This is a genomic window from Pseudoalteromonas sp. RB2-MNA-CIBAN-0110 (assembly GCF_040309305.1).
Classification (GTDB): Bacteria; Pseudomonadota; Gammaproteobacteria; order Enterobacterales; family Alteromonadaceae; genus Pseudoalteromonas; species Pseudoalteromonas arctica.
In genome coordinates this window covers 18,267-32,901 of record NZ_JBEOOQ010000017.1, presented here as the reverse complement: position 1 = coordinate 32,901, position 14,635 = coordinate 18,267, and the positions used below count along the sequence as shown (strand labels likewise).

General features: G+C 38.1%; 15 protein-coding genes. 6 read left to right on the top strand and 9 right to left on the bottom strand.

The window, feature by feature from the left end; genetic code table 11:
* Window positions 1-49: 49 nt before the first annotated feature.
* Window positions 50-1,933, bottom strand: coding sequence for a propionyl-CoA synthetase (locus AAEY68_RS10235; RefSeq protein WP_350585889.1), 1,884 nt, complete (start codon window positions 1,931-1,933; stop codon window positions 50-52).
* A gap of 186 nt (window positions 1,934-2,119) precedes the next feature.
* Here AAEY68_RS10235 and AAEY68_RS10230 point away from each other — a divergent pair, with 186 nt between their 5' ends.
* A complete protein-coding gene (locus AAEY68_RS10230; RefSeq protein WP_024594109.1) occupies window positions 2,120-2,515 on the top strand; it encodes a nucleotide triphosphate diphosphatase NUDT15 in 396 nt (131 codons plus the stop codon).
* 9 nt (window positions 2,516-2,524) lie between these two features.
* Here the strand turns inward: AAEY68_RS10230 and AAEY68_RS10225 are convergent, their stop codons facing one another.
* From AAEY68_RS10225 to AAEY68_RS10215, 3 genes are all read right to left on the bottom strand, one after another.
* Entirely contained in the window at window positions 2,525-3,622 is a 1,098-nt protein-coding gene (locus AAEY68_RS10225; protein ID WP_024594108.1) for a polysaccharide lyase family 7 protein, read from the bottom strand.
* 356 nt (window positions 3,623-3,978) lie between these two features.
* Window positions 3,979-4,752: a substrate-binding periplasmic protein gene (locus AAEY68_RS10220; RefSeq protein WP_024589728.1), complete on the bottom strand. Its 774-nt coding sequence runs from the start codon at window positions 4,750-4,752 to the stop codon at window positions 3,979-3,981.
* Window positions 4,753-4,844: 92 nt separating this feature from the next.
* Entirely contained in the window at window positions 4,845-5,858 is a 1,014-nt protein-coding gene (locus AAEY68_RS10215; protein WP_024594107.1) for an AraC family transcriptional regulator, read from the bottom strand.
* 97 nt (window positions 5,859-5,955) lie between these two features.
* Here AAEY68_RS10215 and AAEY68_RS10210 point away from each other — a divergent pair, with 97 nt between their 5' ends.
* On the top strand, window positions 5,956-6,402 hold the full coding sequence (locus tag AAEY68_RS10210; protein WP_024594106.1) for an SRPBCC family protein: 447 nt from the start codon (window positions 5,956-5,958) through the stop codon (window positions 6,400-6,402).
* Entirely contained in the window at window positions 6,399-7,220 is an 822-nt protein-coding gene (locus AAEY68_RS10205; RefSeq protein ID WP_024594105.1) for a sterol desaturase family protein, read from the top strand. Before AAEY68_RS10210 ends, AAEY68_RS10205 begins: the two co-directional genes overlap by 4 nt.
* Before the next feature lie 11 nt (window positions 7,221-7,231).
* Here AAEY68_RS10205 and AAEY68_RS10200 read toward each other — a convergent pair whose 3' ends face one another.
* The 4 genes from AAEY68_RS10200 to AAEY68_RS10185 all read right to left on the bottom strand — a co-directional run bounded on the left by AAEY68_RS10200 (window position 7,232) and on the right by AAEY68_RS10185 (window position 10,493).
* The gene (locus AAEY68_RS10200; protein WP_024594104.1) at window positions 7,232-9,070 is read right to left on the bottom strand and encodes an Lnb N-terminal periplasmic domain-containing protein; all 1,839 of its coding nucleotides are present in this window, start codon (window positions 9,068-9,070) and stop codon (window positions 7,232-7,234) included.
* Window positions 9,071-9,149: 79 nt separating this feature from the next.
* Window positions 9,150-9,632 carry a DUF3015 domain-containing protein gene (locus AAEY68_RS10195; RefSeq protein WP_024589733.1) on the bottom strand — a complete coding sequence of 161 codons (483 nt, stop codon included), beginning with the start codon at window positions 9,630-9,632 and terminating at the stop codon, window positions 9,150-9,152.
* 169 nt (window positions 9,633-9,801) lie between these two features.
* Window positions 9,802-10,191 (bottom strand): hypothetical protein, encoded by a 390-nt coding sequence (locus AAEY68_RS10190; RefSeq protein ID WP_007587227.1) that lies wholly within the window; start codon window positions 10,189-10,191, stop codon window positions 9,802-9,804.
* Window positions 10,188-10,493 (bottom strand): hypothetical protein, encoded by a 306-nt coding sequence (locus AAEY68_RS10185; protein WP_024594103.1) that lies wholly within the window; start codon window positions 10,491-10,493, stop codon window positions 10,188-10,190. The genes AAEY68_RS10190 and AAEY68_RS10185 overlap by 4 nt, the downstream gene beginning before the upstream one ends.
* A gap of 273 nt (window positions 10,494-10,766) precedes the next feature.
* On the opposite strand from AAEY68_RS10185, the gene AAEY68_RS10180 reads away from it, so the two are divergent.
* Window positions 10,767-11,186: a VOC family protein gene (locus AAEY68_RS10180; protein WP_010554617.1), complete on the top strand. Its 420-nt coding sequence runs from the start codon at window positions 10,767-10,769 to the stop codon at window positions 11,184-11,186.
* A gap of 194 nt (window positions 11,187-11,380) precedes the next feature.
* On the top strand, window positions 11,381-12,190 hold the full coding sequence (locus AAEY68_RS10175) for a hypothetical protein (RefSeq protein WP_350585888.1): 810 nt from the start codon (window positions 11,381-11,383) through the stop codon (window positions 12,188-12,190).
* A 31-nt stretch (window positions 12,191-12,221) separates the two neighbouring features.
* On the opposite strand, the gene AAEY68_RS10170 is transcribed toward AAEY68_RS10175, so the two are convergent.
* Window positions 12,222-13,106 (bottom strand): AraC family transcriptional regulator, encoded by an 885-nt coding sequence (locus tag AAEY68_RS10170; protein ID WP_024589735.1) that lies wholly within the window; start codon window positions 13,104-13,106, stop codon window positions 12,222-12,224.
* Between the two features lie 184 nt (window positions 13,107-13,290).
* Between AAEY68_RS10170 and AAEY68_RS10165 the strand changes: the two genes are divergently transcribed.
* A complete protein-coding gene (locus tag AAEY68_RS10165) occupies window positions 13,291-14,436 on the top strand; it encodes an iron-containing alcohol dehydrogenase (protein WP_007587207.1) in 1,146 nt (381 codons plus the stop codon).
* Window positions 14,437-14,635: the final 199 nt, after the last annotated feature.

Sequence of the window (14,635 nt, the reverse complement as noted above, 5' to 3'; positions counted from 1 at the left end):
CATAAATAAAAAGCCATTATAAAAATGGCTTTAGATAGGTTGGTTGGGTTTATCTTTGTGTTAGTTGTTGGTTTATTTCTTCAAAGATACTGGCATCGTCTATGGTTGAAGGTATTTGTAGCTCTTCGCCATCAACCAGTTGGCGCAAATTTTTACGCAGTATTTTACCCGAGCGTGTTTTAGGTAACCTCTCTACGCTAACTATATTTTTAAGACACGCAATAGCGCCAATCTGATTACGAACACTTAAAACAAGCGCTTGTTCTACGTCGGTACTTGAGCCCATAAAATCATTTTTAAGCACGATCATTCCCATAGGGAGTTGCCCTTTGAGGGGATCGTTCACACCAAAAACAGCGCATTCAGCAACAGCAGGGTGCGCGGCTACTATCTCTTCCATTTCGCCAGTAGAAAGCCTATGCCCTGCTACATTTATAACGTCGTCGGTTCTGCCCATAATAAATAGGTAGCCGTCTTCATCAATATAACCGCCATCGCCAGATAAATAATAACCTTCGTATTCATTTAGGTAGCTTGCTTTAAAACGCGAGGTATCTTGCCAAATAGTTGGTAGGCAACCTGGTGGAAGTGGCAGTTTAATTACCACGGCGCCTTGCTCGTTAGCTGCGCATTCATTGCCATCCATATCTAATATTCGCACGTCAAAACCTGGAGTAGGCACGGTAGAGCTGCCAGGTTTTGTTGCTAAGTACTCAAGCCCTACAGGGTTACAAGCAATAGCCCAGCCGGTTTCTGTTTGCCACCAATGATCGAGCACTGGCAGTTTGGTTTTTTCTTTAAGCCACTCGTAAGTGGGAGGGTCTAATCGCTCGCCAGCTAAAAATAAACGTTTTAAGCTTGAGGTATCGTATTGATTAAAACCATCGGCATTTGGATCTTCTTTTTTAATTGCTCTAAAGGCGGTGGGGGCACTAAATAATGCATTTACTTTATATTCTTCAACCACGCGCCAAAATGCACTGGCGTCGGGGGTTTTAACCGGTTTACCTTCATATAATACGGTCGCGCAGCGATACATTAGCGGCGCGTAAACTATATAAGAGTGCCCAACTACCCAGCCAATGTCAGACGCTGCCCAAAATACGTCGCCGGGCTTCATACCATAAACGGTTTCCATGCTGTATTGCATTGCCACTGCGTGACCGCCATTTTCGCGCACTACGCCTTTGGGTGTGCCTGTCGTGCCTGAGGTATATAAAATATAAAGCGGATCGCTACCATTTACAGGCACCGGATCTGCGCTTGCAGCCGTTTGCATTGCCTGAGTCCAATCTATGTCTCGTTTAGGCTTAAGAGTGGCGGTTACTTGTGGGCGCTGATAAATAACGCAGTGTTCTACTTTGTGCGCAGCTAAGTCTATTGCGTTATCAATAAGTGGTTTGTATTCAATAACGCTGTTTACTTCAACACCGCATGAGGCGCTCAGTATAAGTTTGGGCTTGGCATCATCAATGCGTACAGCCAATTCGTGTGCAGCAAACCCACCAAATACCACCGAATGAATAGCACCAAGGCGAGCGCACGCCAACATACCAATAACCGCCTGTGGGATCATTGGCATATAAATAACAACGCGATCGCCTTTTGTAACACCTAACGATTGTATTACGCCTGCAAATTTAGCAACTTCTTGTTGTAGTTGTGAGTAGCTATAAGTTTGCTTTGTATTAGTGACTGGAGAGTCGTAAATCAGTGCAGTTTGCTCGCCAAACCCGGCAATAACGTGTTGGTCTAGCGCTAAAAAACTGGTGTTTAATTGCCCGTCGCTAAACCAATGATAAAGCCCGTCGTCGTCTTGTGTGTATGCTTTTGTGGGGGTTTTATACCACGGAATATTTTTACTTTGTTCGAGCCAAAATTGGGCTGGGTTTTGCTTAAAGGCATTATATTGCTGTTTATATTTGCCTGACATGTAAGGCTCCTAAAGCTAAATTTATGTGTGAGAGACCTTACAAAATGTAGGCTTTTTTTAGCAAGCAAGCTATTCGACCTTGGTCGGTTAAAAGTTAATCAACACACTGGTTTTAAAAATACAAAATTGACAATACAAAGCGTGTGGTTCAGCATGGCGGGCAGTAAAAATAAGAGAAAATACGATATGAGTAACGTAGTAAGAGTTGGTGTGGCGGTTATCATAAAGCATCAAAACACAATTTTACTAGGTGAGCGCATTGGCGCGCATGGTGCTAATACATGGGCAACACCTGGTGGACATTTAGAGTTTGGTGAAAGTGTTGAGCAATGTGCAATACGAGAAGTGTTTGAAGAAACAGGTTTAAAGGTAAGTAAAATTACTAAGCTTGATTTTACCAATGATATTTTTACAGCTGAAAACAAACACTATATTACGCTGTATGTAAAAGCTGATTTTGAAGGCGGAGAGCCTGAGCTTAAAGAGCCTAATAAATGTTTAAAGTGGCGCTGGTGCGATATTAATAATCTACCAACGCCATTGTTTACATCACTAAAAAATTACTTATCTGAAGCTGTTTAGCCTAATAAGTTATTTTGTTGGCGGTGTCGCTGGGCTTAACTCCAGTTTACTAAAGCTTACTTGAGCGTAATCGCCATTTTGTTTATCTGTAGTCCAATCGCCAGTACCTAAACAACCTGGGTACCAAATACCTTTGGCGCTTTTAGTACTACATTGGTTATAAGCGCCGGCTTTAAAGTAATGCCAATCTGCAGCGTAACCATGTGGATGATCTTTTTCGTCCACTTTGCCATAAGCATCTACGTTATTACCTAAGTTAATAGAGTAGTTAACGTCTTCTTTGCCTTGTGCGCTAAATGTAAGGTGCATAACATTTTTATACACATTTACCGTGTAGCTAAATTCTTCACCTAGTGCAATACCTGCACCGCCTGGCTCGTTAGGGTTTTCCCATGTATTACCCCAAACAGGGTAAGTAATGTCTGTACGGTCAGGATTCGTTTTAGCTAAGTTACGTTCGTAGTTCCAAAAAACTGAGCCTGTTTTGTGCCCTGGCCATTTTTTGTAATATATTTTAAGTGGCTCATTACCCCAGCCATAACCAAGCTTGGTATCAATAAGTGCTTGATCTTTACCTGCGTGAATTTGTCCTACAACAACCGAGTAAGCCGCTTTTTTATCAGGGTCGGTAGCACGTAGCGCAACGTGATCTACTTTTAATGTTGCTTCCATTTTTCCACCAACAGAACCAAATCGGTCAGATAGCGGGTGAACAGCTAAAGCAAAGTTGTTTTTAGAGTGTTTAGTTTTAATTTTAGTATTTGATCCACGGATCATTTGTCTAAGTTCACTACGGGTATTAGTAGAGTTAGCACTTGTAAGCGCTTTATTAGGGGAGGTAAATACCATGTAGCCTTTATCATCAAGATAGAAAAAATCAGGGTGTGCGTAAGTCTGAATTTCTTCTACATCTATTTCATCAATTTTACCGTCGTTGTTTAAATCCACTGGTACATTTATTTTCCAGTGAGATAAATCAAACTTTGTTGCAGGTACCGGCGCATCGCTTTGCTGATTAGTGCTTTGGGTACTTGAACAAGCGGTAAAAAGTAAAGGGGTGATAACGGCTAAAGCCGTAAGTTTAAATGTGGATGTATTTTTTATCATTATTGTCTCTGTGTGATGAAGTAAAAATTGTGCGGTACAGGCATCGCTTAATCTCAATCTAGCATACCAATTTAACAATTAAAACTTACCAATTAGTAAAATTAAATATTTTTTAAATGATTTTTTGTTATACCAATTTGGTTTAGGTGTTTTTTAACGGCTTTTATGGAAGTGTTTGCGGTATGTATTTTTTATGTGCTTGGCTATTCATTTAGTGATGTTTAACGTAGATTTTGGCGCTAAGGTGTAGTCTATTTTGGGGGAGAGGAGATTTTTAATTTTGTAGTTTGCTTTGCCGCGTTTAGCAAATAACTAAATAACCACTGCCAATAACTAATGTCGGGCTTTAACTATGGTTAGTGCTGCAAGTTAGTCGTGTTTGGTAATAAAAGTTGCCACTTGTTTAAAATGGCATGGTATTCACCATTTTCTTTAATGTTACTTAATGCGTCAGAGAGTGCTTTAGCTGTTTTAGGATTAAGTTGATTACTTGCTGCAAAATTAAGTGAGGAGGGAAGATCGCTTAAATGAATTCGTTTTGTTATTAGGCTAGGATCGAGTCCTAGGCTTTTTAGCTCGTTATTAAGTGTAAGTGTATTAGTTACTACAAAGTCGATCCGGTTTTTATAAAGCATTTGCCAAAGTTGATTATAGTAACTGACCAGTATTAAATTGTTATTTTCGGTAAAGCCTTTTTGTTTTAAGTAGGCTTCGCTCAGGTAGCCACGAATGGTTGCTACTTTATACTCTTTAGCAAAATTTAAGTGAACAACTTCATCTACATGGCTTTTTAAGCTAATTAAATAAGCATCTGCAAAATACACTTCGCCTAACCACGTATATTTATTAATCCGCTCTGGGGTTTTTAACAAAGACAACATTATGGCGTTGGTATTTGTTTTATGCTCCTTAAAAACGCGGGCCATAGGCATTATTTCAAAATTAGCGGTTAAGTTTGTTTGCTTCACAACTGCTTTAGCAATGTCGACTAAAGCGCCGCTTACTTCACCTTGCTGATTTTTAAAGTGATAAGGAGGAAGGTCTTCAGCTATAAAAGTAACCGAATCGGCGTTACACAGGGGGCTATATAAAATAAATACAAAAGCACTTAATAAAACACGCAAAAACATAAAAAATCTTTTAAAGCAATAATACACCTAGTGTAGAGAGTATTAACTAAAACATATATATATTATGTTTATATAACGTAAATAATTTGCACTTACTTGGCTGTTCTTGCTGTTTTGTATTTTATAAATTGTAATGGCGAGCATTTATGCCAGCGTAAAAAAGCTCGATTAAAAGAGCTTTGATCTTTAAATCCTAACATATTAGATAAATCAGCAAGTGGCATGCTGGCTATTAATGTATCTGCACGTTTTTTACGTTCTTTTTCAAGTAGTTGAGCAAAGGTTAAGTCTTGTTGTTTTAAGCGTCGTTGTAGCGTTCGGGGTGTTAAATTAAGCGCATCAGCTATGCCTATTAGGTTGCAGTTTTGCAAAGTAGTTTTAGCTGTAAGTAACTGATTAACTTTATCGTCAATACACTGCTGGCTTTTAAAGTTAGAGAGTTGCTGCTCTGACAATTGCTTAAAGGTAGAATTAATAATGGCGTTATCGGTTTTAAAGGGCAGCGTTAAATAATGGCTCGGAAAACTAACTTGATTATATTCAGCACTGCTTTTTACAGGGCATTTAAACCATGATTCAAGGGCGCGCCTTTGCGATGGCAACCAATTATAAGTGAAACTAATACTACTTGGCGAAAGCGTTAAATTTATTAACTGGCGAATCACACTTACCCACGCGGTCATGTTTCGTAAAACAACATGCTCATTACAACTTTGATGAGCAATCCAACGAATAGTTGCTGTATCAGTATTTAGTTCAAACTTGGCTTTACCAATATCAGCCACCAAGCTGTCGTAGCTTAACAATGCTTTAATGGCACTGCTTAAGTTATCGCTTGATTCAATTAAGTAACCTAAAACGCCGTAGTCAGCAGTGCGAATTTGCTGACCTAGGGTAAAACCAAAAAGAGGATCGTTAAGTGTTTTCTTGCCATAAACTAATAAAGCATTGTAACTATTTAAACTAATACGCGGCGCTAATTGATGGGTACGTTGATTACTAAATTCGTCAAAGCTAATAGCGTGCAAAGCCGTTTTAGTACTAATGCCTTGCGCTTGTAAGTAATCAAGAATACTTGAAAAGTAATGATCAGCTAATGTGTGCATTTGTCATCTAAAGCTAAAAAATAGTCGTGTATTAGCAAGTTTGCCACGTTAAATTTTTATATGCTAGTTGAATGCCTAATAACCTCTTGCTGTAAAAATGATACTTATAACAATTAAACAAACGCTTAATGCACAGCCAAAGCAAATAATAAGCACACTATTGGATCATCAACAGTTGCATCGATTTTTTAATGCCAAATTTAAGCTGCTACAAGCACAAAACGAAGGGCAAATAGAAGGCGGGAAAGGAGCTGTTAGGCAAGTTAAAATAGGTAAAATAACTTTTTCAGAGCAAATAATCAGTGCCGATCAAAATCAGATCAGTTACCAAATAGTAGGCGATAAACCAGTAGCTAATCATCGAGGCGATATATACCTCAGTGCAAATAAAGACATCAATACTTTAGTTACCGAACTTAACTATTGCATAAGCTGCTCAGCTCCATGGTGGATGCCAAATGCATTACTTAAATATATTATTACAAAAGATATAACCCAAGCGTTAAACAATTTAAATAATTATTTTTTGGCGGGTAAAGTATGAACTCAGAAATTATTTTGCTCGCTCTTAGCCCGTTATTTTTGATATTTGTTTGCTGTGAGTTTATTAAGTTTAAGCGCTATTACGACATAAAAGATAGCCTAGCAAATACAGTGTTAGCGCTATTACACCAAGGCGCAGATGCTATTGCGTTACTGCTGTTAATGCCTTTATTTAATTGGTTGTATGACTATAGATTGTTTGATATTGAAGTGAGTGTATTAAGTATTGCATTTGCATTTTTACTGCAAGATTTTTTGTATTATTGGTTTCATAAAGCATCGCATCATATTCATTGGTTGTGGGCTGCACATGTGGTGCACCACAGCTCAACTAAAATGAATTTCACCACCGCATTTAGGCAAAGCTTAATGTACCCCTTAGCCGGTATGTGGGTGTTTTGGCTACCTATGATTTTAATTGGATTTGAACCGCTAACATTATTTAGCGTGGTTGCATTAAATTTGGCGTATCAATTTTTTGTACATACTCAAATAGTGGGTAAGTTAGGCTGGTTTGAAAAAGTATTTAATACGCCTTCGCATCACCGAGTTCATCACGCAATAAATACAGGCTACCTTGATAAAAACTTTGCAGGTGTACTTATTATTTGGGATAAGTTATTTGGCACCTTTGTAGAAGAAGATAAATCAAAGCCTTGTAAATACGGCATTATAGGGCAGCTTAATAGCAATAACCCAGTCGTTATTACGTTTCATCAGTGGGAGCACTTATTGAAAAGTGTTTATAAGGCATCGGGAATAAAAGCTAAATGTAGAGTGCTATTTGGCTACCCTACAAGTAGCATTAAATATAAATAATATTGAGAAAGTTAAAAGTAAAACTGCATAGCTAAACTCATTGATGAATTATGGCTATGCCATTGAGCATGCTGTACTTTGCTGCGCAGCGATAAATTGCGAGAAACAGCGTAATTCCATGTTATAGCTATTTCGCTGTGCTTACTTGCTGCGTTATCAGTTAGCCATAATATATTGCCAGTTAAAGCGAGTTTATGCTTATTGTTTATTTGCCAAATTACACCGGCTTCGCTGCCTATTCCAGCACTAAGTCGGTCGGTTATATCGCCTGTATTTAGCTCAAATTGACCAAGAATATAGCCGTGTAGATTATTAGGATCGCCATAAGATTTACCATAACCTCCTCTTGTAAAAAAGCGGCCTAAACGTTTATTGTCACTTGGTTGTCGGTCAAAGCCCATTTTAAAGTTCCACGACCAGCTATCAAATACGCGGTTATCGGGTGCAAGCGACATAGCATCTAATAAGTAAAAATGTTCAATATCTGCATTTCCTTCGTCAGTAATAGCGGCTTCCAAATCAAAAAAACTAATTTGTGCACCCGCTATAAAACCTTCAGGCCTATCTAGTAAGTCATGGTACGCAAGCCTATAACCAAAATTTGTAAGGTTTGCTTGGTTATTATTTTGTACCCTACCTAGCGATACTTTAGAAGAACCATGACCTTGCTCAGGGGAAGCAATAGGGCGGCTTGGCTTAGTAAATGGCGAAGCTACATTATATTTGCTGCGCATTAGGAGTAGCTTAGTTAGTCGCGGGGCAATTTCTTCACGATTTAACGCTTTATCGTAAAATTCAAAATTTAACCATTCATACGCCATTTCTAATATAGCGACTAATTGCGACTGTGAGTAATTACGAGTATTGAGGGAGCCACCTTGCATTAACTCTCTTGCATCATCAAGTTGTTCGTCAGTCATTTGAGTAGAGTAATGGTATAGCTTAGTACCAAAAGCAGGGCGGTAATTAGGTGTTTGTAATAAGTTGTTATTTCTTAGTACTGCAACGGTATCTGATGGAATAGCTTGCATATTAAATGACGATGTTAAATCAAGGTCCTCTTGTGCAAGTTGTAATAATGCAAGTAATTGGTAAGAGCAGTTTTCATCAATAAAAAAGTAATCGAATGTAGCTAATTGTAGCTCCCACAAGTGCAATAAAATAAGCTCTACCTGTAGCTCTGATAAATTAAGTTTGTATTCCCAAATATCACGAGATTCTAAGTCATTATATTCGCGTACTTTTTTATAGTACGGCATAAGCGAAAACTTACCTGGGTAGCTGCCAATCAAGCCTTTTAGTGCATACATAGCTGCGTTATCTGAGCCATCAGGCTCTGCTGCAAAGTTAACGGCAAACGCGAGCAACTCTTTATGGCGAGTCTGATCTTTTGCATCAATACGAAGTAAAGTGTGGCCAAACATTGATGATGGGCTATTCATAAATGCAGTTGGAAAAACTAACGTAACCCCTTTAGGGTTTATTATTTTTTGCCACGCCTGTAGCTCTGGGCAATTAAGTTCGGGCCAGTTATTTTCAATTTTTGTTTTTAGCCATTTATAACGTGCAGGAAACCGACAACGATATTGTGTTGTTTTTGGGTCAGTATTTTTACCACTAAATGCGGCTATAGTGGCTTTAAGTTCGTCATATGGGCTTGTTTTACCTACAGGAGATAAAAAAAACTCAGCACTGTCTACTTCACTTTTCCAATCGCCTAATGTGGCCAAGCGGTAGTGACCTAATTTAAGCCAGTAAGGGTGTGTTGCTAATGTATTTGTTTCAATACTTTGAGCGTTTGAGTAAGTACTAAAAAGAGCGAGCAGTAAACCAAATAATATTTTTTTCATAATCACTAAATTACAAAAGCCGCTAGAGAAATACTCCAGCGGCTTTATTTATACGTATAAAACCGGCTAATTTAGCTGATTAAGAAAGAGTATAAGAAGCAAGTTGTGCGTTACTTGCAAGAACAGTGTTTAGGTTTTCTAAAACTGTTTGTGAAGTCACGTTTTCAGAAGTAAATACTGAAGAGAACTGTGCTTGAGCAAGCTTATTGAACGCTGCTTTATCTTGATCTGCAACACCCCAAGCTTCAGCTAGAGTAGCTAAAGTTTCGCCTTCACCTTTTGACATATCACGAGCAAGTTGCTCCATGTTACCGTCAATGAATAAAGCGATTTTTTCTGAAGAAGTTACTGTACCAGTACCATCACAACCAAGAGTACCAAAAGTGATACCAAAAGTTTGGTTACCAGATGTACCATTTGTTGTAGCGCCTAAAATTTTAACGCCTTTACCTTGCTGACCAGCAAATAACATAGAACCAAGACCACAACCAATATCTTGGTCAGCCATTGCGTTTGAGAAAGGAAGTAAAGATAGAGCTGCTACTGCGATTAGTTTTTTCATTTTCATAAATCCATATATGATTGTCTTTATTTAGGGTAAATAAAGTTCGCGGAAGATTCTAACAGACTTGCAGAAAAAAGGAACAGGCTAAAACATGAATATTTTACACTCTAATTTTTAAATATATTAAAGTTAATGTCAGGATAAAAATCAGCCTAGTTTCCACTTTTTATTGAACTGGTGGCGGTTTTTTACTTCTTGGGGCACCTAATAAAATGCAAGTATGGCAAATACATACAGATAAAAATGCACTAATACCCAATGCACCGCCATAGCCGTCAAGTTTTGGTACAAGAAATTCAAATAAGATTGAAAATAAAATAGATGAGCTTGCTACAGTATAAATACCAAATCGATGTGGGGCGCTCATACCTATGAATGTGCCGCCAAAAAATACAATTGCGTATAAATCGGGGTTCAAATTTAAAGCGCTAAAAATTAAATAAGCAATAATAGAAAGTGAAGACGACGCTCTAACCCCGTCAAAGCGACTATGCTTAGCTAAATAAAATGTTAAAAAAGCCCCAAGCAGTACAAGTAATGGGTATTCAATACTCATAATACAATTCCTTTGGCTAATACAAAAAGTGCTACGCTTGCAAAAGCTACGCTGCCAAGCTTGCCACCAAAACCTGTAAACATATTCATAGTAAGCACATACAAACTTGAGCCAATAAGCGAAATAATAGCAATTTCCCAGTAACTGGTAATTAAATGAGTTGAACACATACCTGCAAAGCTACCAGCATAAATTGCAGCATACGGATGGTTTTTATAAAGTGCAGGAAAAGGAATAAACGAGCCAATAAGCCCCGTTAGCGCAGCAGAAATCACTAAAGGTAATGCAAAAGTAGTGTGCATAGCAAAGCAAGCTACAAAGCCTAAAAAGAAAGTGATGAATTTTAAAAATAAGAATTTAATCATAGCGGCGCATTTTAAACTAATCCTTTTGCGCTTTCTAATACTCTCTAACAAATAAATGTTATAAGTAATTACAAACTTTAAAAACGTGTTTTTTAAACGGATTTTAGGTATTAAATATGCTTAATAGTGCCGCTGTTAATGTTCTATAAATCACAAGTTATGTATAATGGCGATAATTTAATGTATTAAAGTGTTAACCAAGGGTTATTTATGTCTAACTGTTTGCATCTGGCTATTCCGGCTGGCGATTTAAAAGTGGCTAAAGCGTTTTATTGTGACGTACTAGGCTGTAAAACGGGTAACAGTGAAGAAGGTCGTTGGGTAGATATAGATTTTTGGGGTAATGAACTTACCTTGCACCAAAGTGTTGAGCGCCTACCAACAGTTCGCCATGATGTAGATATGGGAGCTGTAGCGGTACCTCACTTTGGGATTCACCTATCTGAAGATGAATTTAACGGGTTAAAAACACGTATTGAAGATGCGGGTATTGAATACTTAGATAAACCATACCGCCGATTTATTGGTGATGAGTTTGAGCAAGAAACGTTTTTTATTGAAGATCCAAATGGCAATGTGCTTGAAATGAAAACCATGGTAAACCCAGAGGTTTTATTTAAAAAAGTATAAATGCTGTTGTTTAAGTTAAGCTAAAAAAACCACTTTAATAAGTGGTTTTTTTATAACTATTAATCAGTGTTTTGATAAATTAGTTAATATTTACAGGTGAAAAAAATTACGCTACATGCATGATTTTTATTCACTCTACAATGTAGGTATAGACACGTAGACTTAATTTCAATTCTCATACTTTATTGTTATTTATGCTGCTTAAACTCATAATTGCACCTTTGCTTATTTTACTAATAACATTCGCCCAAAAACGCTTTGGTAGTTTTGTTAGCGGCATAATTCCTGGCTTGCCTATTACCTCTGGGCCTATTTCTTATTTTATAGCATTAGAGCAAGGTAAATTATTTGCAGCTAACTCAGCGGTGGCCTCTCTTTATGGTATGAGCGGTATAGGCTTATTTTGTTTTAGTTACTTGGTTGTATCACGAAGATTTGGAATGCTTAAATCGCTTTTTACAGCGTTGAGTATTTGGTGCGTATTTAGCGTTATTACTTTATTTTTACCAGTGAATATTATTGTGGCGAGTGTGGTTTCGCTTTGTATTTTACTCGGTTTAACTATTATCTCTACAAAGCTAAATATATCAGTTGATGCAAAACCATTAAATGCCCGCTGGGAGCTTCCGGTAAAAATGATATTAGTGACGAGCTTTATCGTGCTTGTTACGTTTATATCGCAGCATATAGGGTCTGCATGGAGCGGGTTAATATCTACCTTTCCGGTTATTTTAGCGGTAATGGGCAGTGTTGCCCATTTTAGTGACAAACAAGCCTCAACGTTTAAAATTCTTAATGGCGGTATTATTGGTTCATTAGGTGGGTGTGTATTTTTTGCGGTGATTGCGTTTATGTTAAAACATAACTTTATGATTTGGCAGGTGTACGCAACAGCTGCCATTTTCTCAACGTTATTTACTATTATTTTTAGCCAATTTATTAATCGCCAATTTACCAAGCAAGCTATGCTAAGCACCAAAAAAGCAGTGCTTAAGATTGACTAGCTCGGTTAATTTACATCTCTAAAACTATTACCTAGTTATGTAGTTGAATTAACATTTCACTGGGGGTTTTATTAAAGTGGCGTTTAAATTCGCGGCTAAATTGCGATGGACTGGTATAGCCAACCTTTAATGCGGCTTCGTTGGCTTTGCTTCCACTACTGGTTATAAGCTCTTTAGCCTTAGCTAAGCGTACTTTTTTTAAATACTGCAAAGGTGACTCAAATGTTACTTGCCTAAAAGCACGATGGAACGACGATACGCTCATGTTTACATCTTCAGCCAACCCCTCAACTGTAATTTGATTGGCATAACTACTGTGCATAGTTGAGAGCGTACGGGCGATACGCGCATAATGCCCATCATGCATAGCAAGCCCTATTAAAGTATGTCCTTGTGGACCACAAAGTACACGATATACCAATTCTTTTACTATATCTTCGCCAAAAACGTCAGCCTCAATGGGGTTATTAAGCACGCTAAGTAAACGGTGGGTTACTTGCTCCATTGCGCCATCTATTTTAGCCGATTGAACGCCACTCATTTGCCCAGTGGTGAATGGCTTATGTGTACCAATTTGGTTTACTAATTTATGTAACATTACCGGGTTTATATCTATAACAATCCCCATAACAGGCAGGTTGTTATCGGTAAAAGCTTCGCATTCAAGTGGCACAGGTACACCTAAAACAAGGTAGTCGCCTTCACCATATTTTATTTGATGATCAGGAAAATGAATTATCTTATGTCCTTGCCCAACAATAATAATACCTGAGTTATATATAAGTGGTTGGCGCGGCGAGCTTTTACTTGCACGATGAAAATACACACCTGGAATAATGGTTTCCATGTTGCCTTCAAAGTTAAGTAAATTATTGTGCTCTGCAAATTTTTGCATCATGTTGGCTATTGAGGACATTAAAACTTCTACTATCGTACGAATTTTGCGTAAAATATCAATCCTGACAGTTTTAGGCAAGCTTTTGCGAGTTATTGGGCTTTTTTTATGTTTGTTTTGCCACTAATATGCACTCATTGAAGTTTAGCTTAGTTAGTAACTAAGCATTATATTTAGTATTTAACCGTCACTTAGGAGCAAAATAATGAAATTTAGCTACGTAAACCCAACACTTATCCAGTTCGGCCAAGAACAAATTGCCTCACTAACTGATTTGATCGCAAAGGATCAAAAGGTACTTGTAGTGTACGGCGGCGGTTCAATTAAAAAGAACGGCGTGTACGACCAAGTTGCAGCAGCACTTGAAGGCTTTGACTGGGTTGAATTTTCGGGTGTAGGCGCTAACCCAACTATAGAAGTACTAGACCAAGCAGTAAAAATTTGTAAAGAACAAGGCATCGACTTTGTACTAGGTGTAGGCGGCGGTTCAGTAATCGACGGCGTTAAATACATTGCAGCATCTGCAGTTTATGATGGCGAAGGTTGGGATATTCCTACTGGTAAGCACACTATTACTAGCGCACTACCAATTGGTGCAATATTAACATTGCCTGCAACGGGTTCAGAGTCTAACCAAAACTCAGTTGTGAGCAAAGAAGCAACAAAGCAAAAACTACCGTTTGCATCACCAGAAGTACTTCCTAAATTTGCGATTATGGACCCTGATGTAATGAAAACATTACCACAGCGCCAACTTGTGAATGGATTAGTAGATGCATGGGTACATACCTGTGAGCAGTACCTAACATTCCCTGAAACAGCATTGGTTCAAGAAGGTTACGCAGAGGCACTTTTAAGAACGCTTAAAACACTGGGCGATAACTTTGAAAACCAAGACGACGCATGGCGTGCAAACCTTATGTGGGCAGCTAACCAAGCACTTAATGGTTTAATTGGTTCTGGTGTATCGCAAGATTGGGCAACACACATGATTGGCCACGAGCTTACAGCTGCTTACGGCGTTGATCATGCTCGTTCACTTGCTATTGTTCAGCCTTCTTTACTACGCAACCAATTTGCAGTTAAAAAAGCAAAACTAGAGCAAATGGGTAAAAACGTATTTGGTCTTGAGCAATCTGACGATTTAGCTGAGAAAACAATTTTAGCAATCGAAGCGTTTTACCACAGCCTTGACGTAGCGACCCAGCTTACTGAACATGGCGATGATAAAGCCGCTGCTATTGACAATATTATTGGCAAACTTGAAGCACACGGCATGCTGGCACTTGGTGAAAACCAAGCTATTACGCTTAAAGAAAGCCGCGAAATTTTAGAGCAAGCAGTTGCTTAATTTTCAAAGCTAAGCGCTTACTTAAATATACTAAGTTTTAGCGTTAATAAAAAACCGTCAACCTTTAGGTTGGCGGTTTTTTTATGGTTTATTATAAATACTGTGTTGCTAATTAACCAATAAATTCCGTATTAATGTTTTTGAATGATGATAGTAAACTGTGCTCAACGGTTAGGAAAAATCTAACGATTAAATAAAT